Raw genomic sequence first — 11,987 nt, 5'->3', positions numbered from 1 at the left:
ATCCTCCTTCACACTTCCCGCGTCGGAAGATCGAGCCGACACGCCGGCGTTCGTTGATCGAGATCAACAAAACGCGATCGTGCTACTGCTGCGCGAGAGCCAAGCGTCATTCGATCAGTTCAGCATCCATCAGGAGCCGTCCCGGCACCGTCAGGCCGAGGGCGTTGGCCGCTTTCATGTTGATGACGAGTTCGAACCTGGTGGCGAATTGCACCGGGAGGCTGCCGATCCCGGCACCGCGCAGAAGGCGGTCGACATAACCGGCGCCATCACGAAATTGCTGGGTGAGATCTGCACCATAGGACATCAGCCCGCCATTCACCGCGTAGAAGCGGACGGCGAAGATCGCGGGCACGCGATGCTGGGCCAGCAGCGCAATCGTCATCGCGCTCTGGGTTCCGAAGAAGCCGCCATCCGGCAGCACGACCAGACCGCCGCCGGCGCGCGAGGTGGTCTCGATCAGATCCGCGATCTCGGCGCCGCTGCGAACGCTGGCGCCGATCACCTTGAGTCCCAAACGACTTTCCATCTGATGCGCCGCCCGCAGATAAGACGACGCGTAGGGTGACGATTCCGGATTGAACAGCAGCGCCGCCTGGCTGATCCCAGGCGCCATGTCCTTCAGCAGCCCCAGCCACTTGCCGCTCATCGAGTGCTCATAGAGCGAAAAGCCGGTGAGATTGCCGCTCGGCCGCGCCAGATTGGCGATCAGACCGGTGCCGACGGGATCGGAGAGCCCAACGAAAACGATCGGAATTCGCTGCGTCGCTGCGCTCAGCGCCCGCGCCGTTCCTGTGCTGGTCGCGAGCAGCACGTCCGGCGCCGCGGCGACGAGCTCGAGTGCCTCCAATGTTTGCCGCGCGGGATTGGGGCCCGGCCAGCGCACCTCCAGACGATAGTTCTGATTGGCGGTCCAGCCGCGATCGGTGAGACCCTGCTGAAAGGCAGCGATCCGCATCTGTGCGCCGGGATCGCCGATCACATTTCCAGTCAGCACCCCGACCGAGGGCATCCGGTCCTGGGCTTTCGCCAGGACCGGAAACGCGGCCGCTGCACCGACCAGCGACATGAAGTCACGGCGTCTCATGCTCCTCACGCCCGCCTATCCCGACTATGCGACCCATAGAGAAAGCGCCGCGGAGCCCTGCGGGCTTGATCAAGATCAAGATACCGTCCCGTCAGCGCGCGATCGGAAGCCGGATCGTGAACAGCGCGCCCCCCGCCGACTGGTTTGACGCGCTGATCATGCCGTGATGAGCCTCGACGATGGTTTTGGCGATCGCGAGCCCCATACCCATGCCTTCCGGCTTGGTCGTGAAGAACGGATCGAACACATTTGCAAGATCGGACGCGGCTATTCCGGCTCCGGTGTCGGTGATCCTGATCTCGGCGTGATGGCCGGCACGCAGGGTCGAGACGCTGACCTCGCGTTTTTCGCCGTTCGTCTCGGAGACCGCGTCCATCGCGTTGATGATCAGGTTGAGAATGACCTGCTGAAGCTGGACCGGATCGCCCTTGACGTGCAGATTCACCAGGACAGGCATGTAGGTCAATGCGATGCGGCGTCCGTGAGCGACGGCCTCCACAAGCCCGATCGCTTCGCGAACGGTATCGTTGAGCTCGATGTCCTTGACCTCGAACGGCGTCTTTCTCAGAACGGCGCGGAGCCTGCGGATCACCTCGCTCGCCCGCAGGTCGTCCCGCCTGATATCGGCAAGGATCTGACTGAGCTCGTCGAGATCGGGCGAGTTGCCCTTGAGCATCAGCTCCGCCGTCTCGGCATTGGTCAGGATGGAGCCAAGCGGCTGGTTCAATTCGTGGGCGATCGACGTCGTCAGCTCGCCGACAGTGGAATAGCGATTGACGTGAGCAAGCTCTGCCAACCGCTGGCGGGATTCCAGTTCGGCGAACCTGCGACCGCGTCCCTCGTGCAGCAAGCCGCTGATCAGACCCGCCTGCACCAGAAATACCGCGGTGATCAACACCATCTGCCAGCGATAGCGCTTCCAAACGCTCGGCTCGCGAAACACGATCTCGCTGCCCGGAGGCAAGCGACTCTCGCTGATGCCCCAGCGCTGCAATTCCCGCCAATCATATTTGGGCGCACCGAAGCCGAGGGGCTCATACTTGAAGCTGGCGGGATCCGCTCCGCCGAGAATGCCGATCGCGGCGCTCGCGGTCCTCGAAGTCGTTTCCGCCACCAGATGCATCGGTCCCCCGACGGTGCTGTCGCCGAAGAAGGGCTCCTGGTAGGAAAAGATCGGCGCATTCGCGACTGCGTGCAGGCTGCGCAGGGCAATGTCGCTCTCGTGGACGACCCCGACCGCATCGACCGACATCAGCCCCCAGAACAACACCGTATGCGGCGGCAGGGTCGATGCGCGCTTCAATATGTCCTCGAATGACAAATCCGAATACCAGACGAGCTCCAACCGGTCGCCGAGAGGTTTCAACTCCCGCTTCACCTCCTCCATCCAGAATTTCTCGAGCGGCGAGGCTCCGATCACGATCGCAACCGACTTGGTGTCCGGAAGAAGCCGAAGGATGTTGTCGAATGCGGCCACGAAATCGTTGCGGATTGCCACGACCACGTCGTTGTCGCGGAGATCGGCGCGATCGATCAGCCGATCCTCGACCGCGGAAAGAATCAGCGGCGTATCGGGGAATAGTCGCGCGCGGTATTTCTGCACAAACCGGGCGGCAGGCGCGCCGATGCTCAGCACGATGTCGGGCTTCGCGCCCTGGTAGAGCGACTGCAGATAGTCGACGAACGGAGCCTCGGGACCGGGATTGTTGAAGCGCGCCGTGAGCAGCGCATGCTCCTGGATGTCGAGCGGCCAAGGCGATTGTCGCTCGAGCCGGGCCTTGATGTCACGCGCGTACTCGCTCCAGGGCCGAAACTCGCGGCCGAAGGAATGCAGCACCAGCACGCGCTTGAGCTCGCCGCCCCGGCTTCGCTCGACGGCCCCGGCTCGCCCGGGGGGCAGGCAAAAGGCGACCAACAGGGTCAGGCATAACCATGCGGCTGCGGCCGGCCACGGCCTGACCGAAACAATGGACATGCGCCCGCTCAGCTCCCTTCGCGCAGCTTCCAACGGCTGCTTCAACGGGCAATTCTAGCGGGAATTGTCCTGCGCGGACAGCGCCAATTCCTCCAGAACCCGCTCAATGACCGCTCAGCACCAGGGTCTGGATCGGCAGCAACAGCGCCTGAATGCGCAGCAGCAGCGCGTGGACGAGGCCGACGCCGTCCACGACGTGCAGCGCGATCTTCCGGCTGGTTGGGGTATCGTTGGCCGAAATTTCCTCGTGGTTGCTGGTGTAGGCATTGACGATGCAGCTGCTGCCGGGCGTGACCCCATCCAGGCCGCCTTTGTAGAGCGGCTCCAGAAATACCAGGATGGTGCCGGGACGGACGGCGTTCTGGGCATCGATGAGTTGCTCGCCGGACCGGAACTGTCCGGCAGCGATGTAGTCCTGCACCGTCGTGATCACCATCGGGATGATCACCCATGGCTTGGAGATGCAGGTCGCCTCCGCCACCATGCCCTCCTTCATCACCTGCGCCTCGATCTGGCCGAAGCCGGCCTGGAGGACCTTGCGGCCCGCGCCTTCCGGAACGAGAACGCCCGCCGGGCGCATCAGCTGATTGACGACGTCGCCCGGGCGAACCAGGAACTGCTCGACGCGCCCGTCGACGCCGGCGCGCACCTGTGTCTTGTCGAGATCGACCTGGGCCTGGTCCAGCGCGGCTTCCGCACTGGCCTTCTGCGCCGGCAGCAAGATCGAGACCTGCATGGATGCCGATTGCTTCGCGGCATTCGCGGCATCGATGCCGGACTGACGCTGATCGACCAGGACCTGGAGCTTGTCGATGTCCCGTTGCGGGACGATGCCGGGGTTGCGGCGCTGGAGCTCGCTCTTGACCTCGAGCTCGTCCTTGGCCTGCTGATAATTGGCCATTGCCTCACCAACCTGGGCCTCGGCCTTGGCCACGTCGGCCTGCGCCGTCTGCATGGCCGCGTCGACCTCCGCGACCTTCCGCTTCGCCGTGTCGTAGGCGGCCTGCTGCTTCGAGGCGTCCAGCGTGAACAGCACATCGCCTTTCTTCACCGGCGCGCTGAAGCCGACCTTGACCTCGGCCACACGGCCCGAACCTTCGGGCAGGATCGGCACGGTGCGGAAATAGAGCGTCGCCGATGTCGTCGCGGGGTGGAAATAGAAGATCATCGTGATCAGCGACACCGTCAGCATCAGGCAGCCGGTGATGCCCCAGCGCAGCTCGTACCAGACCGAGAAGAAGGTGATCTCCTTGCCAAAGCGCTTGCCCTGAGCGTAGCGACGATAGAGGTAGTCGGGCAGGATCGTGACGAGGGAGCAGATCATGAGCTCAAGCATGGCTGTGCTCCTTCTCCTTGGCAGACCCCGGCTTTTCCGGCAGAGCCGGCGCAGGCGCGGCCTCTGCCGGGACCTCCTCGCCATCCCCGGCCGGCGTCGCCTCTGCAATCTTCTCGACGGACCCGGCAATGCTGCGCAGCGGCGTACCGAAGTCCGGCAGATCGATCAGCGCAAGCAACAGGCCCGCGATCCAGAAGATGTGCATGTGCGTGAACAGCGAGATCAGGCCGAGTACCGCGACGAACTCGAACTGCAACTTTTGCGACTTGTGCGCCAACCGCTCGGGCAGGCTGTGCAGCTTCCAATAGAGCGTGCCGAGCCAGAGCAGTGTGCCGATCAGGAAGATGCCCATCACCACCATTAGCGTATCGGTGCCGCTTCCCGGCGCGAGATAGAACGGCAGATGGTGCGGAGCCATCGGATGAAGCTGGTCGCTCAAACGTCTCTCCTCGGTCCGCGAATGAGTACTTGCGGCAGTGTGTTCGGAAGTCCGTCCGTTTGCTTGATTTGAATCAAGGGAACGCCCCCTGCCCGACCTAGCGTTGATCGCACTGCCCTCAGGAGGCGCTAGCCATGCCCGCCCTCGACGATCTCATCCCCAACGCTGCCCAGATTCGGAAGGAAGCCGCTCTCAAGGAGGCTGAGAAAGCCGAGGAATATGTCCGCGTGGCAGCCGCTGCCGAGGCCGAAAAGCGGGCTTTGATCGAGCGCTTGAGCAAGCCCTCCGGCAAGACCGAGGAGGAGAAGATCAAGCTCGCCTCGACCATCATCCAGCGCGCGGTACGCAACGGGATGACCGAAGTGATGGTCTATCGCTTCCCGAACTCGCTCTGCACCGACAAGGGCCGCGCCATCAACCAGATGGAAAAGGGCTGGGAGAATACCCTGACCGGCATCCCCAAGGAGATCTTCCAGCTCTGGACCGATTATCTGAAACCGCGCGGCTATCGCATCGCCTATCAGATCATCGAGTTCCCCGGCGGTGTGCCTGGCGATATCGGCGTCACCATCTCCTGGGACGATTGACGCGCAACAGAAGGAATCGGCATGGCCAGGGACGTACCTGCGGAGCGGATGAAGCGAAAAGACTACGAGAAGGAGCTTGAGAAGCTTCAGGTCGAGCTCTGTCACCTCCAGGACTACGTGCGGGAGAACAAGCTACGGGTCATCATTCTGTTCGAGGGCCGGGACGCCGCCGGCAAGGGCGGGACGATCAAGGCCATCACCGAAAAGGTCAGCCCGCGCGTGTTCCGCGTCGTTGCCCTGCCCGCGCCGTCGGATCGCGAGAAGACGCAGCTTTTCTTCCAGCGCTACATGGAAAGATTCCCGGCCGGCGGCGAGATCGTGATCTTCGACCGAAGCTGGTACAATCGCGCCGGCGTCGAATACGTCATGGGATTCTGTACCCCCGCCGAGCACGAGCGCTTCCTCAGGCTGTGCCCGCAGATGGAGAAATATGTCATCGATGGCGGCATCATCCTGATCAAGATCTGGCTCGAAGTGGGCATGGAGGAGCAGGAGCGTCGCTTCCATGCGCGCATCGACGACCCCGTCCGGCAATGGAAGCTCAGCCCTATGGACCTGGAGTCCTATTCGAGATGGTACGACTATTCGCGGGCGCGCGACCTGATGCTGAAGAAAACCAGCACGAACGAAGCTCCCTGGTACATCATCCGATCGGATGACAAGCGAAAGGCACGGCTGAACTGTATCGCCCACCTTCTCGGCGCCGTCCCCTATAAGCGTATCAAGAAGGACAAGATCAAGCTGCCGAAACGCTCCGACAAGGGACGCTACAACGACCAGGCCAGCCTGAAGGGGATGAATTTCGTCGCGCAGCGCTATTGAGCGGATCAGGCCGCTGAGCGGCCTGATCCGTCGTTCGCTCAATAGCCATACGGGTTTCGTTGCGCGCAGATCCAATTGCCGTAGCTGTCATAACAGCTGTTGTTGTAGTAGCCATAAGCGCCGTAGGCGCCGGCTGCTGCGGCGCCGACCGCGGCCGCACCATAGGCTGCGCGGCCGTAGCCGTAGCCGTACCGGGGACGGTATCCGGGATAGCCGGCGACGGGACGACCCGGCCGGCCGGCGACCGGATAGCGGCCGGGACGACCGGCTATCGGATGAGCAGGACGTGCACGTCCGGCGACGCGATACCCACCATGGACCCGGCCGGCATGAACCGCACCACCGCGGTAACCTCCGCCGTGAAAGCCGCCTGCCCGCGCACCGCCGCCATGGAAGCCGCCACCACCCCGGCGAGCGAAAGCGTTGTCGGGAACGAGGCTGACGGCAAGCAGGACAAGGACCGCAAGGGCAGCCAGAAGATAACGAAGCATGGCATCTCCTCCGTTGATTGGGGTGCCGTCACTCGCTCTTCGGTGATGCCGCCGCAGGACCGCGATGGGCACCCGACGATAAGGTCGGTTATCGATCTGAGTTCGCGCTTGACTTAAATCAATAATACGAAAGCTTTGAGAGGTGGGCCCGCGCAGCGCGCACGTGAACGTGCCCGCTGCGGGCCGGGATCAACTTTATTTCAGACGGATGGTGACGCCGCCGACCGCGGCCGACACTTCCGCACCGACCTTCGGGCCGCTGAGCTGCAGGATCACGCCATTGCTGTTCTGCAGTTGAACGGCGCCGGCGCCAGCGGCGACTGCCCCGCCGGCTCCCCCCACGGCATAAGAGCCTTCGATGGACTCCGGTCCCCTGAGGTTCAGGGCTCGGCCGACATATTTGGTGGTCGAGGCCCCGATGGTGAGGCCGACGCTCATGCCGGAGACCGTGAAGGGATACTTCTTGCCTTTGTACAGCAGCACCCCATCCCCGCCACCCACACCGACGACGAAGCCGCCCTTGGTGAAGACGACCGCGACCTGGCCGGTATCGGCACGCGATGGCGTGCTGAAGGCGACGGTTGTGAGCGAGGCGGCCAGGATGGCGCCGATGGCAGATTTCCGCATGACAATCCTTTCTACGTTTGTGGTTGCGCCGCTTATTGCGCCAGCAGCATTGCGAAGTAGCCGAAGATGGTGAGCAGGATGCCCGAGACGGCATAGCCGACCGGGAATCCGATCCAGGGCACGGAGCTCTGGATTTCGACCGCCGCCTCGCGGCACGGGCCTGAATGCGACCGCGCACCGGCGACGCCGCCCATCAGCACGGCCGGATTGATGTTGAAGACGTGGAACCCGATCGCCCAGACGATGAACGGCGGGATCGTGCAGGCAATGAAGCCGACGATGAATATCTTCAAGGCGATCGCGCCCGTGAGCTGCGACAGCAGGCCCGCGCCGGCATTAACGCCGACGATGGCGACGAAGACGACGAGGCCGAGATCCTCGAGCACGTTTCGCGCCGCATTCGGCGTGTTGCCGAAGAAGCGGAGCCGCGAGACGACCGAAGACACGATCACGCCCGACAGCAGCAGGCCACCGGCGTTGCCGAGGCCGACCTTGGCGCCGAAGGCCGGGAATTCGACCATGCCGATCAGGAAGCCGATGATCATGCCGACGGCCAGGGTCAGAAGGTCGGTCGACGTGTTGGCCCGCGCAATGCGGCCCCACATTTCGCCGAGTTCGTTGACCGCGGATTTCAGACCGACCACGGAGACGATATCCATGCGCTCCAGCTTGGTCTTGAGACCGGCCGGGATCTGAACTCCGCCGCGCTCGACCTTGGTGACCTGCAACTGGCCGGCAATCGCGGTATCGCGGAAGGATTCGAACGTTCGCCCCACCATGTCCTTGTTGATGACGAGGATGTCCGCCTGGTCCATGGGGATGCCGAGCGTCTTGGCATCCGCGACCTCCGGACCAATGAGGCCCATCTTTTCGGTAAGATGCTCGGTCGAACCGCCGAGGGCGACGATGTCTCCCTTTTGCAGCACGAACTCGGGATCGGCGCCCTGCGGCTCGCCGTTGCGCCCGACATTGACGATCCGGTATTCCGGATTCATCGTGCGGAATTTGGCGATACTCAACCCGACCTGCGCCGGGTTCTCCAGCCGATAGGCGCGCAGGCCGAACTGGCGGTAGCCGGTGAGACCGCCGCCTTCGAGATCCTTCACGCCGAATTCCTGCTCGTATCGCTTTGCGGCGGCCCTGGCGTCGACGCCCCACCAGCGCGGCAGATATTTGCAGATCAGGATGATTCCGACGGTGCCCCAGATGTAGGTGATGCCGTAGGACAGCGCGATCATGCCGGAGGCTTGCTCGGGCTTCATGCCCTCCGGCAGCTTGACGACGCCTGAGGTGACAGCCTGCTCGGCCGAGCCGATCGCCGCCGACATGGTCTGCGAGCCCGCCAGCATGCCGCCGGCGGCACCGACCGGCAGATCGAAGATCTTCGCGCCGAGAACGACGAGCGCGAGGCCCAGCACGCTCGACACCACCGCCAAGAGGCAGAATTTGAGGCCGTCACCCTTGAGGCTGTTGATGAAGGACGGGCCGACGCGCAAACCGACGCCGTACATGAAGAGATAATAGAACAGGCTCTTGGCAAAATTGTTCAGCTCGAGCTTCACGCCATAGGTCGACGACCACACCGACAGGCCCGCGCCCACCACGATGGCGCCGGCGACCATGCCGAGGCCATAACCCTTGATGCTGGCCCGGCCGATATAGACGGCGAGCCCGACGACGAAGAACAGCAGCAGATACGGATATTGCTGCAAGAACTCGAAAAACGGCTTCATGTTGGTCCCCTCCAGGACTTATGACGCGGCCTTGAGCTTCGGTTGCGCACCGGGCTTCGGCCGGCCGAGCTTCGCCAAGGCTTCCGCGCGCACGAGCTTCAGCCCTTCCTTGGCGTCGTAGCCATGGATCTCCTTCACATCGAGCTTGCGCATGAAGTCGATGGTCTCCTGCGTGATCACCTGGCCCGGCACCATGATCGGAAAGCCCGGCGGATACGGGATCACGAAATTGGCCGAGACCAGTTCGGGACCGGCCTTCAGCCGCCGATCGATCTCGGGATCGTTGAGGCGGATGTGCTCGCAGCCTGCGACGTCATAGGCGGCATAGAAACCGCTGCGAATATCGCCTTCATTGGTCTTGTCGCCGGCATCGCCACGGAAGCTCGGGTGGAAATGCGAGAAGTTCGGCAGATCAGGCACGTCCTTCATCAGGCTCTTGACCCGGGCCTCGAACGTCTTGCGCGCATTTTCGCCGCCCTGCGCCAAGCCACGGTCGACCTCACCCGCGATCTCGGCGAGCACGCGGATGAGATGCGCAACGTCGCTGCGGGTATTGTTGATGTTGGACTGGACGAGGACCGAATTGCGCGAGGTCTTGTTGACCTGAATGTTGTACTCGTTGGCGAGAATGCCCTTGAACTGCGTGCCGTCGTAGCCGGCCGTGCCACACACCAGCGTCATACGCGTCGGGTCGAGACAGAACTCGTCCTCGTCCAGGCTCTTGAGCGTGTTTGCCCAGTTGACGCCGTCGGCGAGAAAGTCGGTGAAGCCGCTCTGGCGGTATTGCGCCGGCACCATGGCGTCGGCACCGAGGATGCGGAAGTATTTCGAGATCAGTGGATTGTTGTTGACCGCCTGGCGGATCGCGAACGCGATCTCGATGGCGTTGGCGACGAGGCCATAGCCCTCCAGCTCCATTTGGCGCCGCGAGATATCGAGGCTGGCGATGAGTTGCTGGTTCGGGCTGGTGGAGGCGTGCGTGAACACGGCCTCCTTGAACTGCTGCTCAACGGTGTGGAACTCGACATCCTTGACCGACAGCATCGACCCCTGCCGGATTGCCGACATCGACTTGTGGGTTGAGTTGGTCTGGTAGACGCGCAGGCGGATCTGCCTCGGATCGGGAATCAGCCGGGTCTTGAGCAGCACCTCGTCGGACGGATTCTTGCCGAGCTCGGCCTGCTGTTTCTCGTAGGCCGCGACCGACCTCGGATCATGCATCCACGCTTCGATCTCATTGGCGGCGCCGAGCCCGGTTCGTCGGCGCAGGAACGGCGAGAAGCGTGCAAAGCCGAACCAGGCTTCGTCCCACAGGAAGATCAGATCGGGCTTGATGGCGAGGCATTCCTCCATCACGCGGCGGGTATTGTAGATGTGGCCGTCGAAAGTGCAGTTGGTCAGGTCAAGCATCTTGACGCGGTCGAGCCGGCCGTCGGCCTTGGCGCCGAGCAGCGCCTGCTTGATCGTCTTCAGCGGCACCGCGCCATACATCGAATATTCCGTCATCGGGAACGCTTCGACATAGAGCGGCTGGGCGCCCGCCAGCACCATGCCGTAGTGGTGCGACTTGTGACAGTTGCGATCGACGATCGCGATGTCACCAGGCGCGAGCAGCGCCTGCACCGCCATCTTGTTGGAGGTCGAGGTGCCGTTGGTGACGAAGAAGACGCGATCGGCGCCGAGCGCCCTCGCTGCCTTCTCCTGCGCCTTCTTGATGTTGCCGGTCGGCTCCAGCATGCTGTCGAGACCGCCGGTGGTGGCGCTGCTCTCGGCCAGGAACAGGTTCGGGCCGTAGAATTCGCCCATGTCGCGGATCCAGTCGGATTTGAAGATCGACTTGCCGCGGGCAATCGGCAGCGCATGGAACGTCCCGATCGGACGCTGCGCGTATTTCTTGAGATTGTCGAAGAACGGCGTGTCGTAGCGATCCTGGATACCTTCGAGGATCGACAGATGCAGCTCCAGCAGCTCTTCCACAGAATAGAAGATGCGACGGACGACGCTGGCTTCGGGGTTGCCGGCGAGCTCTTCGACGTCGCGGTTCGAGATCATGTAGAGGTCGAGCTCGGGCCTGATCCGCTTGATGATCTGGGCGAGCCGCAGCGCGGACGCATCGGATTCGTCCTTGAGGTTGGCCATAGCCGTCATCGAACGGAGGACCGGCGCATCGTGCCGCGAGCGCAGCCCAAAGCCCTCGTTGATGACGGCGGCGCCGAGGTTGGGATTGAGCATCGTCGCGCAGAAGGCGTCTTCGAGGCTGCCGACGATCACGGGCTCATAGATGAAGCCATCTTCGGGGCGGCGCAGCTTGCGCCATTCGGCTGCCAGTGCCGGCCATTGGCTGGACGGCACGCCTGTCACAATCAAGGTCTCGAAATAAGGCCGGCGTCCCTTGTGCCCCGCGAAGGTCGGCGGCACCAGCTCGGGCGCATCGCCATTGCCGTCATCCTTCGCATTCCAGTCACCGGCATGCTGGCGGAAGGATCGCGTGGCCAAAGCCTGCGTAATCCGCGTCGCGAGCGACAACGACGCTGCCGCATCGCCGCTCGAGGCTGCCTCGCGCAGGGCGGCCATCAATTGCAGGCCGGGATAGCCGTGGAATTCTTCAGTGATCGACAGGCCGGCGAGCGCAGCGTCATACCCCGCACGATTGCCCCCGCGGGCCCAGACCTTCGCGGACTCGACCAGATCACGCCAGTCGTCCGCCCGCGCGCCGGGACCGGAAAAGAACTGGTCGATGCGCTTCTGCGCGGCCTTGGTGTCCTTGGACATATGACTCTCCCGATCCTCTGACGCGAAAGTTGATGCGCGATCGTGAGTGCGGCGCCGGCAGCTCCATTGATCCAAGTCAACAGTCGCGTGCATTCGGGGCACGCAATGCCAGCCGTTC

Annotated in this window: 10 protein-coding genes; 2 read left to right on the top strand and 8 right to left on the bottom strand. The window is 63.2% G+C overall.

Annotated features, from left to right (window positions below):
- Positions 1 to 106: 106 nt before the first annotated feature.
- The 4 genes from ACVW16_RS31645 to ACVW16_RS31630 form a co-directional block, all read right to left on the bottom strand.
- Positions 107 to 1,087 (bottom strand): ABC transporter substrate-binding protein, encoded by a 981-nt coding sequence (locus ACVW16_RS31645; RefSeq protein ID WP_456734727.1) that lies wholly within the window; start codon positions 1,085 to 1,087, stop codon positions 107 to 109.
- A 91-nt stretch (positions 1,088 to 1,178) separates the two neighbouring features.
- Positions 1,179 to 3,062: a sensor histidine kinase gene (locus ACVW16_RS31640; RefSeq protein WP_456734726.1), complete on the bottom strand. Its 1,884-nt coding sequence runs from the start codon at positions 3,060 to 3,062 to the stop codon at positions 1,179 to 1,181.
- Positions 3,063 to 3,165: 103 nt separating this feature from the next.
- Positions 3,166 to 4,398 (bottom strand): HlyD family secretion protein, encoded by a 1,233-nt coding sequence (locus ACVW16_RS31635; RefSeq protein ID WP_456734725.1) that lies wholly within the window; start codon positions 4,396 to 4,398, stop codon positions 3,166 to 3,168.
- The gene (locus ACVW16_RS31630; protein WP_456705244.1) at positions 4,391 to 4,816 is read right to left on the bottom strand and encodes a hypothetical protein; all 426 of its coding nucleotides are present in this window, start codon (positions 4,814 to 4,816) and stop codon (positions 4,391 to 4,393) included. The genes ACVW16_RS31635 and ACVW16_RS31630 overlap by 8 nt, the downstream gene beginning before the upstream one ends.
- A 155-nt stretch (positions 4,817 to 4,971) precedes the next feature.
- On the opposite strand from ACVW16_RS31630, the gene ACVW16_RS31625 reads away from it, so the two are divergent.
- A complete protein-coding gene (locus tag ACVW16_RS31625) occupies positions 4,972 to 5,424 on the top strand; it encodes a hypothetical protein (RefSeq protein WP_456702899.1) in 453 nt (150 codons plus the stop codon).
- A gap of 21 nt (positions 5,425 to 5,445) precedes the next feature.
- Entirely contained in the window at positions 5,446 to 6,246 is an 801-nt protein-coding gene (ppk2, locus tag ACVW16_RS31620; protein WP_456702898.1) for a polyphosphate kinase 2, read from the top strand.
- 38 nt (positions 6,247 to 6,284) lie between these two features.
- Here ppk2 and ACVW16_RS31615 read toward each other — a convergent pair whose 3' ends face one another.
- From ACVW16_RS31615 to ACVW16_RS31600, 4 genes are all read right to left on the bottom strand, one after another.
- Positions 6,285 to 6,737, bottom strand: a complete 453-nt coding sequence (locus tag ACVW16_RS31615; RefSeq protein WP_456702897.1) for a hypothetical protein — start codon at positions 6,735 to 6,737, stop codon at positions 6,285 to 6,287.
- A 195-nt stretch (positions 6,738 to 6,932) separates the two neighbouring features.
- The gene (locus tag ACVW16_RS31610; RefSeq protein ID WP_456734724.1) at positions 6,933 to 7,364 is read right to left on the bottom strand and encodes a hypothetical protein; all 432 of its coding nucleotides are present in this window, start codon (positions 7,362 to 7,364) and stop codon (positions 6,933 to 6,935) included.
- 32 nt (positions 7,365 to 7,396) lie between these two features.
- Positions 7,397 to 9,097: an aspartate:alanine exchanger family transporter gene (locus ACVW16_RS31605; RefSeq protein WP_456702895.1), complete on the bottom strand. Its 1,701-nt coding sequence runs from the start codon at positions 9,095 to 9,097 to the stop codon at positions 7,397 to 7,399.
- An 18-nt stretch (positions 9,098 to 9,115) separates the two neighbouring features.
- On the bottom strand, positions 9,116 to 11,869 hold the full coding sequence (locus ACVW16_RS31600) for a decarboxylase (RefSeq protein ID WP_456702894.1): 2,754 nt from the start codon (positions 11,867 to 11,869) through the stop codon (positions 9,116 to 9,118).
- Positions 11,870 to 11,987: the final 118 nt, after the last annotated feature.

It is taken from the genome of Bradyrhizobium sp. USDA 4474, assembly GCF_054057515.1.
This window is presented reverse-complemented; position numbering and strand designations above follow the sequence as displayed.